We start from the raw sequence: 22,676 nt of genomic DNA, 5'->3' as shown, positions 1-22,676 counted from the left end.
TTATTTTTCCTATGCTATTTTCGATGCAGGAACAGTCGTCACAGCAGCACCAGCCCCGATCGCCAGGGATTTGGTTTTCAAGGTCTTGAGTGCGGCTGTGATATCGGTGAAATCGCGGTAAGCGATGAAGGGGATCCGGTTTTCCTGGCAATGGATCGCCAGTTTGGATTTGGCAAAGATCAGCTTGGCTGCATGGCTGGAGACGCAGAAATCCGAGCGGCCATCGCCGATATAGATGTGATCCGCATCGCCAGACCGGATGATATTGCATTTGCAGACACCCGATCCGGTTAGGCAGCCAGTGCGGGCAAAGGGATGGTCGAGGTCGAAGACCGTCGGGTTGCCACAAGACGGTTCCAGCATCCGGTTGGCGATCACCTCGATATCGGTGATGCCGTGATGGCTGAGAACACGGCGAATGAAATAATCGACGCCATCGCTGACGATGGTCAGGCGGATATGGTTCTGCAGGCAGTAGCGGCGGAATTCGGCAAAGCCAGCGTCGATTTCGACCTCGCCGAGAAACCGGTCGATCTCATGCCGGTAAGCCTGAAGCAGACGGATCTGAGCCCGCATGCATTCAGCGGAATTGATCTCTCCTGCATCCCATTGCGCCTCCAGGTCCGTCCACTCGGGCAGAGCAAAGCGCTCCAGCACCAGGTCGGTCACATCCTGTTTCGATATCGTGCCGTCAAAATCGCAGAAAGCTTGCATGGTGGTTCCTTCAATCTGTGAAGCAACCCTAGAACCGCGAACTGAAAGCTGGATTAGGCGAAAATGAAGTGAAACTTAAATGTCGATTTTTTACCGCTCGGCCATGCGGCGTCTTCAGCGCATTAAAAATTTTGTTTTATAATCATTTATTTACAGCCTATGACTGTGAGCTGCCAGTCAAGCCGCAGTGAGCGTCCCCGCTGGCACAAGCAGGTCCATGCGCAAGCCATAGCCCCAATCAGGCATACCCAGTTCGATATCGACCGACAGTCGGGCCGCAATTGCAGCGGCGATGGCAAGGCCAAGCCCGGTCCCCTCGGGCTCGGTTGTCGGCAACCGGTAGAATTGCTGAAAAACCTTGTCACGATGCTGAACGGGAATGCCCGGGCCGCTGTCATTGACTGAAACACACCAGCAGGCCCCTTTCGAGGTAATCGTAACCTGGATTGCGCCAGCATCCGGGGAATATTTGATGGCATTGTCAACGATATTGTCGATCATCATTCGCAACAAGCTGCTGTCGGTGGCCACCAGTGCCTCTTCATCTCCAGAAAGTTCAACCTGCAAACGCCGTTCGTTGAAGACCGGACCGAAATCTGCCAGCACCTTGGCAACCAGATCGAACAGATTGGCCTGTTGCAGGTTCAGAGGCTGATGACTAACGCGGGCCAGATTGAGCATCTGCTCGATCAGATGCATCGCCCGCTCATTGCTGGCGGTCAGATCCTTCATCAACGCCTGTCGCTCCTCCTCCGAATCCGACCGCTCGATCAATTGCAGCAGCAGCTTTATGCCAGCCTGCGGCGTGCGCAACTGATGGGCGGCGAGATCGGCAAAGCGGCGTTCAAGCGTCAGGGATATACGCAGCTTTTCCATGAACTGATTGAGCGAGCCGACCAGCGGCACAAGATCGCGCGGCAGACCATCGGTGGAAATTGCCGAAAGATCGTCGGGCGTCCGTGACCTGATCTGCCGGACAAGCACCCGGATATGGTTGAGGCCATTATGAATGACGAACCACACAACAATGGCGATGGCCGGCACCAGGATCATCAATGGAAAGGACAGGTTGAGAATGATATTGGCAACCAGCCCGTCGCGCAGCGCCATTTTCTCAGCCACTTCGATCGTGACTTCGGAATTGGGGATGGGCAGGGAATAGACCCGCCAGGCTTCGTTGTTGATCTTGAAATTGGAAAAGCCGCGCTTGAATTCCGGCACCGATTCCGGAAAGGAATTGCTGCTGACCATGACCAGATGGCCATTCTTCCAGGCCCGGAAGGCATGGGCGTCGGCGTAATCATCGGCATCTTCGTTCAGGGACAGTTGATCGTCCATGTTGAAATCCAGATCCGGGATCTGGACAATCGGCTTGTCCGAATTCTTGGCGAGCGGATGGTTGAGAAGGACCCAAAGCGTATTGGCGTCGTTGATCAACTCCGCATCATAGATATTTTCGATCTCGCGGTCGGCGCTTCGATACGCAAAGGCGCCGACAAGCGCGATGGTAATGATCAGCGTCGGCAGAATTCTCAGGAACAGTCTTTGACTGAGTGTCACGTGTCACCGCTCGACCATATAGCCGACGCCTCTGATGGATTTGATGAAATCGGCGCCTAATTTTTTGCGCAGACTGTAGATCGTTACTTCTATCGTATTGCTCTCCACCATCGCCGAAATATCGTAGAGGGCGTATTCGATATCGCTTTTGGTCACATAGCGCCCGGCACGCTCCATCAGCAGCTTGAGCAGATGGAACTCCTTGCCAGCCACATGCAGGGGCGTGCCATTCTGGCGGGCGATCATCGCGGAAGGGTCAAGCTCGACATTGCCGCACCGGATCAATGTCTCGGTGCGCCCTTCATACCGGCGGGCAAGCGCCCGCACGCGCGCCAGAAGCTCGTCCAGATCGAAAGGCTTGACCAGGTAATCGTCGGCCCCTTCATCCAGGCCCTCGACCCGCGAGCGGATACTGTCCAGCGCCGTCAGCAGCAGGACCGGAACCTTGTTGCCGCTGGCGCGCAAGGTTCGAACCACCTCGAAACCGCTGGCTTTCGGCAGGTTCACATCCAGAATAACAACAGCATAGTCATTATCCTGAATGGCAAGCAGCCCGGATTCGCCATCACGCATCAGATCCACGCCATAGGCGTGTTTCTCAAAGGCCTTCTTCAGGGAAGAACCCAGAATGACATCATCTTCGACAACCAGAATCCGCAATGCCGATACTCTCACATATGCTTTGCCTAGCACAGAACCGTCCAAACGTCCGCGCCAGCCCAATCGCGCATTCTACTGCACAGTTTGCGCTGCAAATCGAGTCACATTTGCGCAAGGACCTGCATCGGCGCAGAGTGATCGCCCTTCGTGCACCTTTCAGCGAACGCCCGCCAGATCCAGTTCCGCTGCACGATGACAGCGCACAGCATTGTCGCTGCCATCTAGCGCTTCCAGCTGTGGCTCCACCTGACGGCAGATATCGGTCGCATAGGGACAGCGGGGATGAAAAACGCAGCCGGACGGCGGCTTGGCGGCATTGGGGATTTCACCCTTGAGGATGATCCGCTTCTTGGCGGCGTTGGCGCGGGGATCTGGCTGCGGCACAGATGACAGCAAGGCCTCGGTATAGGGATGGCGTGGCTTGTCGAACAGACTTGCCGTATCGGCAATTTCCACCAGCCTGCCCAGATACATCACACCAACCCGGTTGGCGATATGCTCGACCATCGACAGGTCATGGGTGATGAACAGATAGGTCAGGCCGAACTGTTCTTGCAAATCCTGCATCAGGTTGACCACCTGGGCTGCGACCGAGACATCCAGTGCCGAAACCGCTTCGTCGGCAGCGATGAAACTGGGGTTGACGGCAAGCGCCCGTGCAATGCCGATACGCTGGCGCTGGCCGCCGGAAAAGGCATGCGGATAACGGCTCATGAATTCGGGACGAAGACCAACGAGCTTTAATAGCTCCGCCACCCGGTCCTCGATTTCCGATTTCGCCACCTTCTTGTTGATCAGCGGCTCACCGATAATCTCCAGCAATCGCAGGCGCGGATTGAGCGACGAATACGGGTCCTGAAAGATCATCTGGACCTCATCGCGCAATTCGCGCATCTCGGCATTGCCCGCCTTGGCGATGTCGATCAGTGATCCGTTGCGGCGGCGGAATGTCACCCGTCCTTCAGTGACCGGAAAGGCCCGCAGCAGCAGCCGGGCGACGGTGGATTTGCCAGAACCGCTTTCGCCGACCAGTCCCAGGGTCTCGCCTTTGCGCAATTGAAAACTGACATTCTCCACCGCACGCACGGCGCCGGTCTGGCGTCCGAGAAAGCCGGAATGGATCGGAAAATGTTTCTTCAGATCAGCGACATCCATCAATAGCTCGGGTGCCATGGATAGCTCCGTCATTGCGCGGCACTCCCTGCTTGCATCGCTTCCGCGACAACATGGCAACGGGCCATGCGTTCGTCATCAATCCGGGTTACGGCTGGGTATATCCGACGACAGTCTCCATCCCTGGCAAGCTCGCATCTGGGGTGAAACACGCAACCGTCAGGCAGGTTGAAGGGATCGGGGATCATGCCAGGAATGGTGTTCAGCCGGTGCTGTTTCGCAGCCCCAAGTCTTGGGATGGAATTGAGCAAGGCCCGCGTATAAGGGTGTTTCGGATCGTAGAAAATATCCTCGGTCCTCCCGGTTTCCACGACGTTGCCGAGATACATCACCGAGACCCGGTCAGCGATATCGGCGACCACGCCGAAATTATGGGTGATGAAGATGATCGACATGCCAAGCTCTGCCCTCAATTCCTTCAGCAGATCAAGGATTTGCGCCTCGGTGGTCACGTCCAGCGCCGTTGTCGGCTCGTCGGCAATCAACACCTGGGGTCGGCAGGCGAGCGCGATGGCGATCATGGCGCGCTGGCGCATGCCGCCGGAAAGCTGGTGCGGATAGCTGCGCATCATCTCGTCGATACGGGGCAGCCGGACCATGTCGAGCACTTCTCGTGCCCGTTTTTCAGCATCCGCCTTGCTGCCTTGGCTGTGCAGCAGGATCGGCGTCATCACCTGATGGCCAATGGTGTGCACCGGCGACAATGCCGTCATCGGCTCCTGAAAGATCATGCCGATCCGGCCACCGCGCAGGGCGCGCATGTCGCGGCCATTGCGATCCAGCTTGGCGATGTCGGTCGTCTTGCCGGGAACGCCGTTGAACAGGATCTGGCCATCGGAAATCTTGCCAACCTTGGGCAGCAATTGCATAATTGCCCGCACCGTAATCGATTTTCCGGAGCCGCTTTCGCCAACGATGCCAAGCACTTCACCCGGCATCAGCTTCAAACTGACGCCATCGACAGCCTTGACCACGCCTTCACGGACCTGAAAGTGAACCTTGAGATTATCGATCTCGATGACAGGCTTTACGCTCTCTTCGGGCATGACGTCACTCATTTGCTATAGGGATCGGCTGCGTCACGCAGGCCATCGCCGAGAAAATTGAAGGCAAGGACGACGATGACGATGGCCGCCCCCGGCGCCAGCAGCCAGGGCGCCTGCGAGATAGTGCGCAGGTTTTGCGCCTCTTGCAGCAACACGCCCCAGCTGACCACTGGCGGACGCAGGCCAAGGCCAAGAAAGCTCAACGCCGTCTCCCCAAGGATCATGTCCGGCACGGAAAGCGTCAGCGCGGCGATGATATAGCTGGTCATCGATGGCAGCATGTGCCGGGTGATGATCCGAGATTCCGACGTGCCGCAAAACCGGGCGGCCAGCACGAAATCCTCATTCTTCACCGACAGGAACCGGCCCCGAACGGTGCGGGACACATAGGTCCAGCCGATCAGCGACAACAGCAGCGTCACGAGGAAATAGACAAACAGCGGGTCCCAGGTGATCGGCAGCGCTGCGGCAAGGCCCATCCATAAGGGTATGGTCGGAATGCAACGCAGGAATTCCATGCCGCGCTGGACGATATTGTCGGTGATCCCGCCGAAATAACCGGAAATCGACCCCAGCGTCAGGCCGAGAACGAAACTGACGGCAACGCCGATCAACCCGACCGATAGCGAGATACGCCCGCCATAGATCAGTCGCGACAGCACATCGCGTCCCAGCGTATCGGTGCCGAGCAGGTTGATCTTATCCTGCCCGGCAGCACCGAACAGACGCAGGTTCCCCTCGATCAAGCCCCAGAACCGATAGGTCTGTCCCTGAACGAAAAACCGGATCGGCACGATCTTCGACGTATCCGGCTTGTACATCGGCCTCAAGGTTACGGGATCGCGCGTGCGGGTCGTCGCATAGACGAAGGGGCCGTGGAAATTTCCCTCCTCGTCAAACAGATGCAAGGCCTGGGGCGGCAGCAATGTCGTACGAGCATTGCCCTGGAATGCATCATAGGGTGCCGTGAATTCGGCTAGCCCCGTGACCAGATAGGCCAGGATGAGGATCATCCCCGAAACCATCGCCACCTTATGACGCTTGAAGCGCCACCACATCAATTGCCGGGGGCTGGCCTGGTAGAGCTTTTCCGCGCGCCCGGCTTCGGGCCGGGCTTCATCCATGTCGTTGAGCGTTACATTGGTCATGGTCTGCTCCTATCGGTAGCGGATGCGCGGATCGGAGACCGCCAGCAGGATATCGGACACGATGGTGCCGAGGATGGTGAAGACGCCGAGAATGAGGATGAAGCTTCCCGACAGATACATGTCCTGGCTTTGCAGCGCACGCAGCAGCAGCGGTCCGGTGGTCGGCAGGTTCAAGACCACGGATGTGATAACATCGCCGGAAATTAGCGCTGGCAGCGCCCAACCAATGGTGGAAATGAACGGATTAAGCGCCACCCGCACTGGATAACGCCAGATGACGCTCCATTCCGTCAGGCCTTGCGCCATCGCGGTTTCGACATAGGGCTTGTTCAGCTCATCCAGCATATTGGCGCGCACGATGCGGATCAGGCCAGCCGCACCGCTGGTCGAAAGCACCAGCAACGGTATCCACAAATGGCCGAGCATGTCGGCGACCTTGGCGATGCTCCAGGGCGCGTCCTGCATCTGCGGTGAAAACAGCCCGCCGACATTCATTCCCATCCAGGAATAGGCCAGCCACATCAGGATCAGGGCCGAGAGAAACTCCGGGAACCCCCGACCGAGAAAGCCAAAAACCGTAAAGAAATAATCGAGAAACGAATATTGGCGCGCAGCTGCATAGACACCAATCGGGATGGCGATCACCCAGGTGAGCAACAGCGATGAAAAGGAGATTGCCAGCGTCAAGGCCAACCGGCCCCAGATCAGGTTGGAGACCGGCTGGTTATAGGTCAAGGAAGTGCCGAAATCACCGTGCAGAACGATATTGCCGATCCACTGCGAATATTGCTCATACATCGGACGGTCGAGGCCAAGCTGATGGCGCAACCGCTCCTCGGTGCCCTCAGGCGGGGTATCGCCATTCGCCCGCATTTCCGCGACAAGCGCTGTGGCATAATCACCCGGAGGCAGCTGGATGACCGTAAAGGCGGCGATGGAAACCAGGAACAGCATGGGAATGGCCCAGGCAAACCGGTTCAAGATATAGGATGTCATCACTTTCTCCCGACCATTCCGACGAAGTGTCATTGAAAATGACCCTTCCTATTCCTTTTGCAGACACCTTAAACCGCTGATAGATTTGAGATATGTGCATTCCCTTGCGCGCGAGGATACGTGAGCATCGTCAAGCCCTGATAGGGCGTTGTTCCATCGCGTCCTCGCCCACAAGGAAATTTGCGGCGGCCTGCAAAGATGCAAGGCCGCCGTCATCGATCACTTCTTGAAGAACAGCTGCGCCGGAATGGCATTGCCTTCATTGCGCAGGGCTTCTTCGTTGGTCATCACATCGGGGAAATTGCCGATCTTGTTGTTGACGACGAAGGGCGTGACAGATTCGCCGACAAGACCGATCATCCAGACATTGTCCTTCATGACGTTGATCATGTCCTTCATATGCTGGTTGGCTTCATCCACGGTCTTGGAGCTTGACGCGGCAGTCCAGGCCGCAAACAGCTTGCGGATCGGGTGATCCTTCGGCGGCTCCGTGCCGCTCTTGCCAGCGGAATTGTACCATTCGAAATAGGCGTTGGCGTAGGATTCCCGGCCAAGCAGCAGGGTTGGATCGGCCTGCGGCATAAGCAACCGGTCGGCATAGGCGGTGATGATATCGAAATTGCCAGATTTGATATGCTGCAAGCTGGCGGTTTCATCGACCGAACGGATCAGTCCTTCAATGCCAATCTGCTGCCAGCCCTGACGGATCACCTCGACCATCTCAGGCGGAATATTCTCGTCAATCGTCTCGATCACCAGGCTGAGGCGCTTGCCATCCGGCCCGGTGCGGAACCCATCGCTACCCTTTTTCAGGCCGATCTCGTCCAACAACGTATTGGCGCGATCAATATCGAGACCGGTCCACTTGGTCTCGAATTCGGGGTCATAGTAAGGCGACCCCTTGGCTGGCGCGGCGGCTCTTGGCATGGCCAGACCAGAAAACACTGTCTCGTTGATGGCTTCGCGGTCAATCGAGATGCTCAACGCTTCGCGAAAGCGAATATCGTCAAACAGCTTGCGTTTCACCTCGTCGGTATCGTTGATATTGGGAATGATCGCCAGGTTTTCGCCGCTCTTCCAAGGGTGAACGGTGTAATTTCCGGCCTGTTCGTTTTCCTTGAGCAGCGGGTAATCCCGCGCCTCAACAAAACGCGACTGGAAGTCGATCTGGCCCTGAACGATCATCAGGTTAACCGCCTGGTGGTCCTGGAAGAGCTTGGCTTCGATCCGGTCGATATACGGGAGTTGGTTGCCAGCCTTGTCGGTTGCCCAGTAATAAGGATTACGCTCGAAAACGATGGTGCTGGCCGGTGGCGGCGTCACGACCTTCCAGGCGGTCACGACCGGCAGATCCGGGTTCAACCACCATGCCTGGATCACGCCTTTCAGATCCCAGAGCGCCCGCCAGTTGGGAACACCCTTGGCCTTGACGATGGCGTCCAGCTCTGCCGGCGTGCTGTATTTCGGCAGGAATTTCTTCAGATAATGAGCCGGCTGAATAAAACTCGGCTTGTCGAGGCCCGGCCATCCCGTCGATTGAACCGCCAGAACATAAGGAAACAGCGCATAAGGCTGGGCAAAGCTGACCTTGAACGTATGCGCATCGACAATATCGAGCTTCATCGGCTTGCCGCCGGAAAACAGGAAGCCGGGAGGGCTGGGATTGAGATCGGTATTGAGGAACAGGTCCTCATACCAGAATTTCACATCTTCCGTGGTGACCGGCACGCCATCGGACCATTTCATGCCATCGAGCAGCGTGAAGGTAAATTCGGTTGAATCGGCATTGGCCGACCAGCTTTCGACAAAACGCTGCACCAGATCGACCTTGCCGTCGGACGATTGCTGCAACTTCAAGGCGCGCTCTTCGATCAGTTTGGTGGACCCCATGCGGTCACCGATGCCGCTATAGGCGCGCCGGAGCGTGCCGCCATAGGTGCCGATCTCGGTATAAACAGGAATGATGGCAGGCTTCTTGGGAAGGCGCTGCTCGACCGGCGGGAGCTTGCCCGCATCGACCTGGCTCTTCAACATCGGCGCCTCGCCGAACGCATAGGCATTGGTCAGCGACAGCATGACGCCAAAACCACCGCCAACCCATTTCAAAACGCTTTTCTGCATCGAATTTTCCTCCTGATGGCCACCGGTGAACTCAAGCTTTGGTTCACGCAATTGCGCGGGCCGGTTTCACCTTGCTGTTCCCTTGCAGGCGAGACGGCGGATGATGGGAAATACAGCGCCGTGCGGTCACCACATCCACAAAATCGCTGTAGCATTTTCTTTTGCCTGCATAATTTCCCGCTCGAATCCTGAAAACCCGATGCAATCATGCAGTATGTCATCGTCTTGTCCGGCCACCTCCGCCAGTCAGAACCGGATCGAAATCGCCCTGAAACTTCTTAATTGGTTCGTTGACATGACGAACGAAATAGGATTTGCCGCTATGTGTCAAGCGAATTCGTGGAGAAGGATAAAAGCCCGCCAAACAGGGCGATTGCAGGGGTTGAGCCTGAGGTTAGCCGCTCCTTGACCGGCAACTCCACGACGTTCTGCCTGTTGGCGAGAGAGACTTGACAGGGCAGATACCAGTCCATAATAGTTCGTCAACACACCGAACAAAACAGGAAATGCAATTGTGCCCAGCTCGGCGAAGCATTTGCTAAACACCGCAAGCCCTCGGGAAGATGAATCGGGCCGTGCGCGGATCTCTGGTCGTGGCCCCGGCAATGGCTGGGTCATTGGCATCGACCTTGGCGGCACAAAAATTCTGGCCGGCATTGCCCGCAGCCAGGAGCAGATTGTTGCCACACGGGAAGAACCCACGCTGCACGGCGAAGATGCACCCGTTCTCGCGCAAATGGCAAGGTTAATTACCACCCTCCTTTCGGATGTGGGCGCCTTGGCGCAAGAGCTGGACAATATCGTGATTGGCGTTCCCAGCGCCGTTGATCCTAAAACCGGCCTTTCCTCTCTTTCTCCCAACCTGGCTCTGCCGGTTGACAGGCCCCTCGCGGACCTGATGTCGCGCTTCATCTCCTGCCCCGTGACGGTGGAAAATGATGTCAATCTCGCCGCCTATGGCGAAGCATGGGTTGGCGCCGGTCAAGGGCTTGGTTCACTGGTGTTCGTTTCGTTCGGAACCGGCGTTGGCATGGGCATAGTCCTGGATGGAGAGCCATGGCGCGGGGCGGCTGGCCGGGCTGGCGAAATTGCCTATCTGCCGATCGGCGCATCTCCCCATGAGACAGCACCCTTGTCAGAAAACGGACTTTACGAAGATGGCGTCGGCACCAGCGGCATCCGCCAACGATTCACAACAGACGGCGAGACCGTTGCCGACCTGTTTTCACTGGCACGATCAGGCAATGAACAGGCCCGGTCTGCCATCGACAGTGTGGCAAAACAGGCATCGATCGGTATCGCCGCCGTCCATGCGCTGCTGGACCCGGCTGTCACGGTGATTGGTGGTGGCATCGGCTCCCAGCCGGAATTCTTCACCCTTCTCCAGGCGCATCTGGGACCCTTGCTGCCGTTCGAAAGCCCGCTGAAACAAAGCCGGCTCGGCATGCAGGCGGGCATGATTGGTGCCGTGGCACTGGCCTTGAAAAACCGCGTCCCTCATCCGGGACAATCCGATACGAAAAACCGATAACAGACAGGGGAGAGACATGGATAAAGCCAAGGCGAATGCACGGCCAGACGGCCTTGTCGAAAGCGAATTGCCCCTGCAATTGGCGTTCATGGCACCGCGCCTGCAAGGTGATTTTCTGCCGGAAGGACGGCTTGAACTGTCACTCTGGGGCTGCGGCCGGATCGCAAACATCGCCCTTCACTCTTGGAGCGGCCCGTTCGTCTATGCGCCGAACCAGATGACCGGCAAAGACCATGGCCTCTATGTCGCCCAATCCGCCCCAGTCCTTGTGCTGACCGGCAGCCATTTGAAATCCACACGCCCGGCACGCCGCTGCGCCTGGTGGGGAACGCTGACCAAGCCGGAAAAAGTGACGCGCAGCGGCGCAAGGCGGATCATCCGCACACCATGGGGCGTGGCCATTGTCGAAGACAAGGGCGACGGCGTGATCGTCGTTGCCGCGGGTGCCAGCGACGCGGAAGCCGAACGGGGCATGGCCCTGCCCGTTGAGACGATCATCGCCGAGAGCAAGGCCCATGTGACGCGCTGCGATCTGCTGCCCCAAGCGCCACCGCTGATGCGCAGCATGGCAATTCAGAGCGCCCATGCCTCGCTCTCCAGCATTCGCCGCGCCGAAGACGGCTCTTTTCTAGGGCTTGCCGCAGGCCAGGCCTATAGCGCCCCGACGCGCACCTATTACCGCGACGGCTACTGGACCTTGCAGGCCTTGCTGCACCTCGAACCGGATGCGGTACGGGGTCAGATCGACCTGCTGGCAACCGGCATCCAACCTGATGGCGAAAGCCCGAGCGGCGTCATTCTGACCGGTCCGAAACAGGGCGAGGAGTGGGAGAAATTCCGCACCACCTCCGATGACTACAGGATGGAACACCTGCGGCGCACCGATTGGTGGAGCGATCATTTCGACAGTCCGCTGTTCTTCATCTTGACGATTGGCGATTATATCCGCACCACCGGCGACAAAACCGTCCTTACCCGTCACTGGAAGACCATCGAAGCGATTTTCCGCCGCTATCAAGGCTTCGACACTGCTGGAAACGGCTTGGCCGTCAAACCCCGGCACGACCGCGACTGGGCAGACAACGTTTATCGCCATGGCTATGTCGCCTATGATCTCGGACTCTGGATCGGCGCGCTGGATGCAATAGCAGAATTCGGCCCCCATCAGGACGAGGCTGTGGCCAAAGAGGCGAAACAGACGGCAATCAAGGCCCGCGCATCGCTGGATGAAGCGCTTCTCACCCCCCATGGCTGGTATGCCGATTACGGCCTGAAAAGCGATTTCGTCGAGGACCACCTGACGCTCGACAGCCTGACGCTGCTGCGGTTCGATGCCGTGTCAGGTGAACGGGCCAGAAACGTGCTTGGCCATGTCGCGGCCCTGCTGGAAACCCGCAACAATGCACGCCAACCCTATGGCGACTGGGGTGTGATGTGCGCCTGGCCGCCTTTCAAGCGGCCCGCCGATACCCGTGCCAAGTCCGCCTTTGCCTATCGCTATCACAATGGCTCCGACTGGCCCTATCTTTCCGGCCTCTATGCTGAACAGCGATTGAAATACGGTATGGACGGCTGGGACTATCCGATGCTGCGCTGGTGGCAGACCAGTCTTGAAAATGGCTGGATCGGCTCGGTCGAATATTTCTCACCACCCTTCGGGCGCGGCTCGCTGCTCCAAGGCTGGACCGGAATGCACGCCGCCGCCATCCTGCAATACAGGCCGCAGGTTGAAGCGGCGATTGCCGCTGGCCACATCGCCTAAGACGAGGAACCATTAACAATGGCTCTCCGGACTTATGGGGCTCCCATCGCCCTCTTCCGGGACAGATCTGAAAAGCAGGATGCATGTCGTCACGATAATATGCCTGCATCTATACGTTGACATCAAGTCGCATACTAACATATCACTATCTTCGGGAGCCCTTTCCGAGGGTGGAAATCTGGGAGGATATGTTGGTGACGATCAATAGAAGAACATTCATGGGTACGGCCGCTGGTGTTGCCGGGCTCGGCCTGTTGCCGCGCCTTGGCATGGCTGCCCCCAAACAACCGGCTAGTCCTGTCACCATCACTGTCGCTGACGTGGCCGGCAACCTGGCGCTGACCCAGGGCATGTTTGAGAAATATGCTGCGGCAAAGCCGCAATGGGTGTCGCGTTTTGCCTTCACAAAGGCCCCTGCCCCGGAATTGCCGTCAAAACTCAAGGCGCAGCAGGCCGCAGGCAAGGTCGATATCGACCTGGTGCTGACCGGAACGGATGCGCTGGCGGCTGGCCTTTCGCAAGGGCTTTGGGTTGATTTGTCCGCCCATAAGGCTGACCTGCCGGATCTTGAGAAAATCCTGCTGCCGCAAGCCTTCAAGATGCAGGCGCTTGCTCAGAACCAGGGCGTCGTTGTCACCTATTATCCATCCGGGCCGTTGATCGAATATATGCCTGACAGGGTCAAGCAGGTGCCGGGCACTGCCGAGGAACTGCTGGCCTGGACCAAGGCCAATCCAAAGCGTTTCATGTATGCGCGCCCCGCCAATTCCGGTCCGGGCCGGACCTTCCTGATGGGTCTTCCTTACCTGCTGGGTGATAAGGACCCCAAAGATCCTGTCAACGGCTGGGCCAAGACCTGGGATTACCTGAAGGCAATCGGCGAAAACGTCGAATATTACGGCACCGGCACCACGCAGGTGATGAAGGAGCTTGGCGAGGGTACCCGCGATATTGTCGTCACTACCACCGGCTGGGACATAAATCCCCGCGTGCTCGGCATCGTGCCGGAAGAGGCCAAGGTAGCGACCCTCAAGGGCTTCCACTGGGTCACTGACGCCCATTACGCCGTTATTCCGAAGGGTGTTTCGGAAGAAAAGCTCGCGGTCCTGCTGGATGTGATCAACTTCATTCTTCAGCCCCAGCAACAGGCGATTGCCTTTGACGACGGCTATTTCTATCCCGGCCCGGCGGTCAAGGATGTGACGATTTCCATGGCGCCCCAGAAGAGCCAGGACGCCATCGCCGAATTTGGCCGCAAGGAATATGACGGCTGGATCGCCAATAACCCGCTGGAAGTGCCGCTCGATCCATCGAAGATCGTCGATGCCTTCCGCATCTGGGACGAAAAGATCGGCGCCGCCAAGGGCTGAGTCTTTGCCCCGCGGAGCCTTTGGCGCGGCGGGGCCTATACGCAATCATTCACATATTTTTCCCTCGGATCTCCGGGTCCGGGAGGGCTTACTTATGATTTTTCCGCAGACAGGAGATTAACTTGGTCTCGCCAGCCCCATTATCGACACCGGGTACACAGCCCAAACAAGGCGCGCGTCTTGAGCTTGTCGGCCTTCGCCGTGCCTTCGGGGCCTATAAAGCGCTTGACGGTATCGATCTCGCTATCGAGCCGGGCGAATTCATCGCGTTGCTCGGCCCTTCCGGCTGCGGAAAATCCACCGCGCTGAACTGTATCGCCGGGCTTTTGCCGCTGACGGGTGGCGAAATCCGGGTCGGCGGCCAGCGCATCGATCAGTTGGAGCCGGAAAAGCGCGGCTTCGGCATGGTTTTCCAGAGCTACGCGCTGTTTCCCCACATGACCGTGCGGCGCAATGTCGGCTTCGGCCTCTCCATGCAAGGCATCAAAGGCACGCAAGCCGACCGCCGCATCGAAGCCGCCCTTGAGCTGGTGCGGCTCGGTTCGCAGGCGGATAAATTACCAGGACAACTCTCCGGCGGCCAGCAGCAGCGTGTCGCCATTGCCCGCGCCATCGTCATTCGCCCGCCGGTCGTGTTGATGGATGAGCCGCTTTCCAACCTCGATGCCAAGCTGCGCCTGGAAATGCGCGCCGATATCCGCGCCATTCACGACCAGATCGGCTCCACGACCATCTACGTCACCCACGATCAGGACGAAGCGCTGTCGATGGCAGACCGGATCGTGGTGATGAGCCAGGGTCACATCCGCCAGATCGGTACGCCGGAAGATCTTTACATGCGCCCGAACCATGTGGATGTCGCCGATTTCATGGGTTTTCGCACCCGAATTGCCGGGCGTATCACAGCCGTATCCGGCAATGAGGCCCAGATCGAAGCCGCGGGCGCAACCACTGTCGGCACGCCCCGCCAATCGGTACAGGTCGGCGATGCGGCTGTGCTCAGCGTCAGACCGGAGGATATGATCGCCGTTCAGGATGGCAGCGGCATTCCAGTGACGGTCAAATCCATGGAATATCGTGGTAGAGCCTATTTTGGCGCCGCAGAAGCCAGCGACGGCGCAGAGGTTCATTTTCGCTCGGATACAGTGCTGCCACGCGGCACCGCCACCAGTGTTCGTCCGGCAGAAGGCCGTGCATTGATCTTTAAGGGTGATGCATGAGCCAGTCTTCGCTTCGTGTCTCGCTTGCAGCCAGGGGGATAGACGGCACGACGCTCCTGGTATTGCCAGGCTTGCTGGTCATCCTCGCGCTGTTCATCTATCCGTTCATCTTCGGCGTAATCGACTCGCTGACACCAGCAGAGGGCGCCTGGTACACCAATTACGTCACCTTCTTCACCGACCCGTTTCAATACAAGACCATTTCCGCCACGCTTTGGCTGGCGCTGCCGGTCACGGTGGTCAATCTGGCTTTGGCCTTGCCGATTGCCTTCCGGGTGCGGCTCATGACGCGCCAACGTTTTTTGACCACCATTCTCGTGCTGCCGGTCACACTCGGCACCGTCTTTATCGCGGACGGTCTTTTGACTTTTCTCGGCCCCCAAGGCTGGTTCAACCGCAGCCTGATCCTGATCGGCATTCTCGATACGCCGGTCAAGCTCACCAACAATTACTGGGGCGTATTTGCGTCGCTGCTGATTTCGGGCTTTCCTTTCGCCTTCCTGCTGACGCTGTCCTACGTCACCGGCATCGATCCAGCCATCGAACAGGCGGCGGCAACATTGGGGGCCAATGCCCGCAAGCGCTTCATGAACGTGTTTCTGCCGCTGCTGGTGCCGGGCCTTGCCGTCACCTTCTGCCTGTCCTTCGTGCAAGCGTTTGCGGTCTTTCCCTCGGCTGTGTTGCTCGGTGCACCCGCCGGGCCAACGCGGGTGATTTCGATTGCTGCCTATCAGGCCGCCTTCGAGCAATATAATCACTCGCTGGGCTCGGCCATCGCCATCATCATGGGCGTTATCGAACTGGCAATCGTCGCGGCCATCCTGGCCTTGCGCTCCCTCTTCTATCGCGGCCCCGTCGCCGGAACGAAAGGCTAGATCATGATCCGCGATCAGGGCATCGGCTCAAAACTCTGGCGTATGGCGGTCTGGGCGCTCGCCGGGCTGTTCATCCTCAACCTCGTGGCGGTGATTGCCTCCGTCGTGGTCAACTCCTTTGCCCGGCGTTGGCTGGGTACATGGCTGCCGACCGGCTGGACCACCCGCTGGTATTCCGACGCCTGGAGCGAGTTTCAGCTGTCCAGCGTCGTCGCCGTCACCTTCCAGATCACTTTTACGGTGGTGATTATTTCCGGCCTGCTCGGAGTGATGACCGCCTATGCGCTGGCCCGGCGGGATTTTCCCGGCAAAAAGCTGGTCATTCTCACCTTCCTGCTGCCGCTTCTGGTGCCGCCGCTTACCTATGGCATTCCGCTGGCCACGGTTCTCTATCAGGTCGGCCTTGGCGGTACCTTCTGGGGCGTAGTGCTGATCAATCTCGTGCCGTCCCTGCCCTTCGTCATTCTGGTCATGATCCCCTTCATCGAGCAGATCGACCCGCGCATTGAGGCCGCGGCCAAGGTCTTCGGGGCTGGCACCTGGAGCCTGTTCACCCGCATCCTGCTACCGCTGCTGTTGCCTGGCATGCTGGCCGCGCTGCTGCTGGTGCTGGTGCGCACCATCGCCATGTTCGAGTTGACCTTCCTGATTGCCGGGCCGACGACGCAAACGCTGGTAGTATCGCTCTACTATGCGGTCTTCGCGTCCGGGGTTCGCGCATCGCAATCCATCGATGCCATGGCCGTGGTCTATATGGTCACCACCCTGTTCTGGCTGGTCATCGCCCTGCAATTCGTTAGCCCGACGCAAATCGTTGCCAGGGCAAAACAGCAACCAGCGGCGTGAACCGATAAACAGCACCGCGCTCTATAGAAAGCGCGGCGCTGTCGATTATACCAAGTCTCGAAGATGCTGTGCATCCTCGACTTGAAGGAGTTTCGAATATCTCAAATGCATTAGAGGCTTGAGATATTCGAAAGTGGAATACGAAGAGTCATTTTCAATGGCTCTTCGTATTAGCCTGTCATCAATCAGACGAAAAATCTTCACCCCAACGTCACGGAAGCGTAGTCGAGCCATCATAAATGCCCGTTAGAACCCCCTCAATTTCCGGGGGTAAAGCGGAATTGTTTTCCTGAAAACGAGGCATTTGCGATGAAAATCTACGCTTTGAAAACCTTGCTGGCTGGCCTATTGGCCGCTACGACGCTGGGGGCAGCACCGGCTATGGCCGAAAAGGTCAAGTTCGAGTTCTGGCATGGCCTGAGCGGCGACCTTGGCGAGCGCGTCCAGGACGCCTGCCGCAAGTTCAACGACAGCCAGGCCAATTTCGAAATTGTCTGCACCTCGCAGAACGATTACGATACCACCCTGCAAAACACCATTGCCGCCTACCGCGCCAAGAAGCAGCCAGCCATCGCCCAGATCTACGATGCAGGCACGCTGGACCTGATGCTGTCCAAGGCCTTTATTCCCGCCAAGAAACTGATGGCCGACAATGGCTACAAGATCGACTGGAATAATTATTTCGGCGGCATCGCCAATTACTACGCCACGGCTGGCGGCGAATTGCAGTCCTTCCCGTTCAACTCCTCGACCGCGATGTTCTATTATAATGTCAGCGCGTTTGAGAAGGCTGGCATTACCTTCAAGCCGGATACCTGGGAACATGTCGAGGAAGCAGCCCGCAAGCTGAAAGCCGCTGGCTATGAATGCCCGCTGGGCTTCAATTTCGATCCATGGTCGATGCTGGAACAGTTTTCCGCCATCCACAACCAGCCAATCGCCACCAAGGCCAATGGCTATCAGGGTCTCGATGCTGAACTGGTTTTCAACAAAACCAAGTTCGTTGACCATGTGAAATTCTTCAAGAAGATGCAGGACGAGAAGCTGTTCGTGGTCAAGACCAAGCAGCTCGGCATGGATGTCGTCCCGGCCTTCACCTCGCAGACCTGCCAGATGATCCAGTCGTCGATTGCCGACCACGGCACCGTCGGCAAGACGCTGCCCGCTGACGTCAAATGGGATGTCGCCATGCTGCCGGTCTGGAAGGGTACCGAGCGCCAGAATTCGCTGGTGGGCGGGGCTTCGCTCTGGGTTCTCGCCGGTCGTCCGGAAGCCGAATACAAGGGGGCTGCTGCCTTCCTCAACTTCCTCGGGCAGCCGGATATGGTGCAATGGTGGTCAACGGTCACAGGCTATATTCCTGTCACCAAGACCGGTTTCGATGCCATGAAAGCCAATGGTTTCTACGATAAGGCACCTTACAAGGGCCGTGAACTGGCCATTGCCAGCCTGACCTACACGCCGACATCCGATACCAGCCGCGGTATCCGCCTGGGCAGCTTCACCCAGATCCGCAAGGAAGTCTCGACCTCGTTTGAGGCGATCTTCATGCAGAATGCCGATGTGCAGACCCAGCTGGACCAGACGGTCGAGCGTGGCAACGCCATCCTGCGCCGCTTTGAAAAGACCTATGCCGGTCAGAAGCTGAACTAAGCCTCGGCGGTCATTGCTCCCGGAAGCCTGCCGGATCGGCGGGCTTCCTCCTTCATTCCAGCATATTGGTCACGACATGGAACAACGCGCCGTTTTCAAGAACTGGTGGCTTCCTATCCTGTTTGCGCTGCCGCAGATCATCCTGATCATCCTGTTCTTCTACTGGCCGGTGGCTGCGGTGGTGAATTGGGCCTTCACCCTTGAACCACCGTTTGGTGGTGCTGCGGAATTCGTCGGTCTTGCCAATTTCAAGGAAGCACTGACCGATCCATTCTACTGGAATTCGGTCTCTGTCAGCTTGATCTTTGCCACCGTCGGTCCGTTCTTCGCCATTCTCATCGGCCTTGTGCTGGCGCTTGCGGTCGACCGGCAATTGCCCGGCACCGGTTTCTTCCGGTTTTTCTACATCCTGCCCTTCGCCATTGCCGGACCGGCAGCGGGTATTGCCTTCCGCTTCATCCTGGCGCCCGACCGCGGGCTGGCGGCCATGGTCAATTCCTTTTCTCCAGATCTCTGGAACCCGGCCAAATACGGCAGCCATGCGCTGGCGCTTGTTATCATCGTCTTCATCTGGAAATGGTCGGGCTATACATTCATCTTCCTGCTGGCAGGCCTTCAATCTGTACCGCGTGCGCTTAGCGAAGCCGCCGCCATGGATGGCGCCGGTCCCTTGCGCCGCGCATTCGACGTGCAGGTGCCGCTGCTTGCGCCCACCCTGTTTTTTCTGCTCGTCACCATGATGACGGAAGGCTTCGTTGGCGCCGACACATTCGGCATCGTCCATTCGATGACGGGCGGCGGGCCGAACCACGGTACAGAAGTCATGGTCTACAGGATCGTCGACGAGGCGTTCAAAGGTCTCAACTATTCCGGCGCATCGGCCCAGAGCATCATTCTGATCGGGCTGATCATGATCTGCACCTTCATCCAGTTCCGCTTCATCGAGAAGCGCGTGCATTACAAGTGAGGCCGGAATGATCCAGCGCACACCAATCGCCAACGCCGTAACCTATGCCATCATGGTCCTGGGACTCCTGCTGCTGATCGGACCATTCATCGTGGTGATCGCTGGCGCCAGCCAGACGATGCCGCAGGTCAATGCCGTTCCCTTCAGCTTCCTGCCGCAGGGCGAGTTCCTGACCAATGCCAGCCAGGCATGGACGCGGGCCGATCTCGGCACGGCCATGACCAACAGCCTGATCATGGCGGCCCTGGTGACGCTCGGAAAAGTCGCACTATCGGCCATGACCGCCTTTGCCATCGTGTTTTTCCGCACGCCGCTGAAACACGTGTTTTTCTGGGGCGTGTTCATCACCCTAATGCTGCCGCTCGAAGTCCGGGTCGTGCCGACCTATGCGGTAGCAGCCGATCTGTTCCAGCCGGTCAAATCCATCCTGTCCACGCTGTTTGGCATCGACATCAAGATCGAGTGGAACCTGCTCAACACCTATGCGGGCCTGACCCTACCGCTGGTCGCCACGGCAACCGGTACCTTTCTCTACCGGCAGTTTTTCATGACCCTGCCCAATGAATTGGCTGAGGCAGCACGCATGGACGGGTCCGGGCCAATCCGTTTCTTCTTTGAAATGCTGCTGCCACTCTCGCGCACCAACATGCTGGCGCTGACCACCATCATGTTCGTCTATGGCTGGAACCAGTATCTCTGGCCGCTGCTGATGGTGACCGACCCGAACTACAAGACGGTGATGATGTCGCTGCGCTCACTGCTGCCGTCTGACAATGGCATCCCCGATTGGAACGTCACGCTCGCCGGTTCCCTGATGATCATGGCCCCGCCACTGGTTGTGGTTGCCGTGCTGCAACGCTGGTTCGTGCGCGGTCTGGTCTCCACGGAAAAGTGACGCTGAAAAGCGCCTGCAAGAACAACAAGGTTCAAAGACAATGGCTGATATCGACATCCGCGCAGTGCGCAAAAGCTACGGCAAGACGCCGACCCTGCATGGCATAGATCTGCTGTTTGGCTCAGGTGAATTCGTGGTCATTCTCGGTCCCTCCGGCTGCGGCAAATCCACGCTGCTGCGGATGATCGCCGGGCTCGAAGACATTACCTCAGGCGAAATCGCTATCGATGGACGTGTCGTCAACACATTGGAGCCACGCGAGCGCGGTTGCGCCATGGTGTTCCAGAATTACGCGCTTTACCCACATATGTCGGTGGCCGGCAATATCGGCTATGCGCTGAAAGTGGCTGGCGTTGCCAAAGCCGAGCGTGACCGGCGCATTCTTGAGACCGCAAAAATCGTCGGCTTGCAGGACTATCTCGACCGTCGGCCCGCCGCCCTTTCCGGTGGCCAGCGCCAGCGCGTCGCCATGGCCCGCGCCATTATCCGCGAGCCGAAGGTCTTTCTGTTCGATGAGCCACTGTCCAATCTCGACGCCAAGCTGCGCGTCACCATGCGCGCCGAAATCCGCAAACTGCACCAGCGCCTCTCGGCAACCTCGGTCTTCGTGACCCATGACCAGGTGGAAGCGATGACACTTGCGGACCGGCTGGTGGTGATGAACCGTGGCCATGTGGAACAGGTCGGCAGACCGCTCGACATCTATCATCGCCCGGCCACCACGTTCGTCGCCTCGTTTATCGGCTCCCCGGCCATGAACCTGTTCGACGCCCGCGTCGAAGTGGAAACCTCCACCATTCGCATCAGCGGTGCATCGGTCGAAATCGATCCGGTCGTCGCCCATACTTTGCGCGGCCGCGATGTGATCGTCGGCATCCGCCCGGAACAATGCCGTCTTGCCAGCCACGGCCAGGGCGTACCTGCACTCATCGAATTCGTCGAAGAACTGGGTGTTGGCCGCGTCGTCCATTGCGAATTGGCTGGCCAGCCTTTTGCCATTGCTGTCCCCGAAGAAGCGCAGGTGACGGCTGGTGACACGATCGGGCTGCTTCTCCCGCAGCAGCAATTGCACTTCTTCGACAGCGAGAGCCAGAAGCGGATCGACTTTTCTCCCATGACTGGCACCGCAAACAGCCCTTCCGCCCATAACCAGACCTCATCGACACAGACCATTGGAGTTCTTTCATGACCGACACTATTTCCGCCATTGGCTTTTGCAATCGCACCGGCAAGGGCGATCTGACGACACTGGACGCTTCACTGCGTGAAATCGCCGATTCCGGCGCGACGGCCTGCGAAATCGGTATCTATGGCGAAGAAATCATCTCTGGTGGCCGTATTATCGAAGATCGCACCCAGCGCGTCGCTGACATTGTCAGCCAATACAGCTTCAAGAAACTGTCCTTGCACGGCCAGGTCAGTTCCAATTTCATGGACCGCGAGCATCTGCATCTGCAAAAGAACGTGGTTCGCGCCATGCTGGAACTGTGCGACCGGCTTGGTGCTGGTATCCTCGTTCACCATTCGGGTGCAGCCCAGCCGGTAGACGGCGTTGACGGTGCGGATCTCGACAAGATGGAGCGCGAGGCTCTGCTGGAAATGGCCGATATCGCCAAGGGTTATGGCGTGCGCATCGCGCTTGAAAACATCTTCACCACCGAGACCGGCCAATATCGCCAGACACCAAGCCAGGTGGCCGAAACGGTCAAGGCCATCGGCCATGACCATGTCGTCGCCCTGATCGACTTTTCCCATGCCTATATCGAATCCACCTTCAAGGGACTGGATTTCCGCGACCAATTGCGCGCCATGGCACCGGTAACCGGCCATCTCCACGTCCATGACAGCTTTGGCCTGCCTTGCACGATGAAGGAATTCTTCCATAACGCGGAAGCAACCGCACTCGGCATCGGCGACCTGCATCTGCCGCTTGGCTGGGGCGATATCGCCTGGGATGAGATCTTTGCAGAACTCACTTTCCTGCCCGACACCATGCTGATCATGGAAATCGGCGCCGAACGCTTCCTCGACCAGCAGCCCCGCTGCCTGGACCGCGCCCGCGAACTGGCGAAGCTGGTGAACCTGCGCTGATTTTGGTTATTGCTAATAATAGCGCCGTGCATCTTGAGTGCGCGGCGC

General features: G+C 58.1%; 19 protein-coding genes. 11 read left to right on the top strand and 8 right to left on the bottom strand.

The window, feature by feature from the left end; translation table 11 throughout:
• Positions 1-9 precede the first annotated feature (9 nt).
• The 8 genes from G6L01_RS20095 to G6L01_RS20060 all read right to left on the bottom strand — a co-directional run bounded on the left by G6L01_RS20095 (position 10) and on the right by G6L01_RS20060 (position 9,418).
• Positions 10-714 carry an MtnX-like HAD-IB family phosphatase gene (locus G6L01_RS20095; protein ID WP_070165357.1) on the bottom strand — a complete coding sequence of 235 codons (705 nt, stop codon included), beginning with the start codon at positions 712-714 and terminating at the stop codon, positions 10-12.
• Positions 715-891: 177 nt separating this feature from the next.
• Entirely contained in the window at positions 892-2,274 is a 1,383-nt protein-coding gene (locus G6L01_RS20090; protein ID WP_070165356.1) for a sensor histidine kinase, read from the bottom strand.
• A 3-nt stretch (positions 2,275-2,277) separates the two neighbouring features.
• Positions 2,278-2,934, bottom strand: a complete 657-nt coding sequence (locus G6L01_RS20085; RefSeq protein WP_012653871.1) for a response regulator transcription factor — start codon at positions 2,932-2,934, stop codon at positions 2,278-2,280.
• Between the two features lie 156 nt (positions 2,935-3,090).
• Entirely contained in the window at positions 3,091-4,122 is a 1,032-nt protein-coding gene (locus G6L01_RS20080; RefSeq protein ID WP_070165355.1) for an ABC transporter ATP-binding protein, read from the bottom strand.
• A complete protein-coding gene (locus G6L01_RS20075; RefSeq protein ID WP_070165354.1) occupies positions 4,119-5,153 on the bottom strand; it encodes an ABC transporter ATP-binding protein in 1,035 nt (344 codons plus the stop codon). The genes G6L01_RS20080 and G6L01_RS20075 overlap by 4 nt, the downstream gene beginning before the upstream one ends.
• A gap of 8 nt (positions 5,154-5,161) precedes the next feature.
• A complete protein-coding gene (locus G6L01_RS20070) occupies positions 5,162-6,301 on the bottom strand; it encodes an ABC transporter permease (protein WP_070165353.1) in 1,140 nt (379 codons plus the stop codon).
• A 9-nt stretch (positions 6,302-6,310) separates the two neighbouring features.
• Positions 6,311-7,297 (bottom strand): ABC transporter permease, encoded by a 987-nt coding sequence (locus G6L01_RS20065; protein ID WP_070165352.1) that lies wholly within the window; start codon positions 7,295-7,297, stop codon positions 6,311-6,313.
• 219 nt (positions 7,298-7,516) lie between these two features.
• Positions 7,517-9,418: an ABC transporter substrate-binding protein gene (locus G6L01_RS20060; RefSeq protein ID WP_081356526.1), complete on the bottom strand. Its 1,902-nt coding sequence runs from the start codon at positions 9,416-9,418 to the stop codon at positions 7,517-7,519.
• Between the two features lie 535 nt (positions 9,419-9,953).
• On the opposite strand from G6L01_RS20060, the gene G6L01_RS20055 reads away from it, so the two are divergent.
• From G6L01_RS20055 to G6L01_RS20005, 11 genes are all read left to right on the top strand, one after another.
• Positions 9,954-10,949 (top strand): ROK family protein, encoded by a 996-nt coding sequence (locus G6L01_RS20055; RefSeq protein ID WP_156584150.1) that lies wholly within the window; start codon positions 9,954-9,956, stop codon positions 10,947-10,949.
• 16 nt (positions 10,950-10,965) lie between these two features.
• Positions 10,966-12,711 carry an amylo-alpha-1,6-glucosidase gene (locus G6L01_RS20050; RefSeq protein WP_070165351.1) on the top strand — a complete coding sequence of 582 codons (1,746 nt, stop codon included), beginning with the start codon at positions 10,966-10,968 and terminating at the stop codon, positions 12,709-12,711.
• Between the two features lie 194 nt (positions 12,712-12,905).
• Entirely contained in the window at positions 12,906-14,081 is a 1,176-nt protein-coding gene (locus tag G6L01_RS20045) for an extracellular solute-binding protein (protein ID WP_070165695.1), read from the top strand.
• Positions 14,082-14,203: 122 nt separating this feature from the next.
• Complete coding sequence (locus tag G6L01_RS20040; protein WP_081344085.1) at positions 14,204-15,301, top strand: ABC transporter ATP-binding protein; 1,098 nt, start codon at positions 14,204-14,206, stop codon at positions 15,299-15,301.
• Complete coding sequence (locus G6L01_RS20035; RefSeq protein ID WP_070165349.1) at positions 15,298-16,176, top strand: ABC transporter permease; 879 nt, start codon at positions 15,298-15,300, stop codon at positions 16,174-16,176. The genes G6L01_RS20040 and G6L01_RS20035 overlap by 4 nt, the downstream gene beginning before the upstream one ends.
• Positions 16,177-16,179: 3 nt before the next feature.
• A complete protein-coding gene (locus G6L01_RS20030; protein WP_060717359.1) occupies positions 16,180-17,022 on the top strand; it encodes an ABC transporter permease in 843 nt (280 codons plus the stop codon).
• Positions 17,023-17,331: 309 nt separating this feature from the next.
• Positions 17,332-18,675, top strand: coding sequence for an extracellular solute-binding protein (locus tag G6L01_RS20025; RefSeq protein WP_070165348.1), 1,344 nt, complete (start codon positions 17,332-17,334; stop codon positions 18,673-18,675).
• Positions 18,676-18,751: 76 nt separating this feature from the next.
• The gene (locus tag G6L01_RS20020; protein WP_070165693.1) at positions 18,752-19,642 is read left to right on the top strand and encodes a carbohydrate ABC transporter permease; all 891 of its coding nucleotides are present in this window, start codon (positions 18,752-18,754) and stop codon (positions 19,640-19,642) included.
• A 7-nt stretch (positions 19,643-19,649) separates the two neighbouring features.
• The gene (locus G6L01_RS20015; RefSeq protein ID WP_070165347.1) at positions 19,650-20,537 is read left to right on the top strand and encodes an ABC transporter permease subunit; all 888 of its coding nucleotides are present in this window, start codon (positions 19,650-19,652) and stop codon (positions 20,535-20,537) included.
• Between the two features lie 40 nt (positions 20,538-20,577).
• On the top strand, positions 20,578-21,726 hold the full coding sequence (locus tag G6L01_RS20010; protein ID WP_070165346.1) for a sn-glycerol-3-phosphate import ATP-binding protein UgpC: 1,149 nt from the start codon (positions 20,578-20,580) through the stop codon (positions 21,724-21,726).
• A complete protein-coding gene (locus G6L01_RS20005; protein ID WP_070165345.1) occupies positions 21,723-22,628 on the top strand; it encodes a sugar phosphate isomerase/epimerase family protein in 906 nt (301 codons plus the stop codon). The genes G6L01_RS20010 and G6L01_RS20005 overlap by 4 nt, the downstream gene beginning before the upstream one ends.
• Positions 22,629-22,676 lie beyond the last annotated feature (48 nt).

The sequence above is a fragment of the Agrobacterium vitis genome, assembly GCF_013337045.2.
Classification (GTDB): Bacteria; Pseudomonadota; Alphaproteobacteria; order Rhizobiales; family Rhizobiaceae; genus Allorhizobium; species Allorhizobium vitis_B.
The sequence above is the reverse complement of the archived record's forward strand: the minus strand, read 5'-3'. Positions and strand labels throughout refer to the sequence as shown.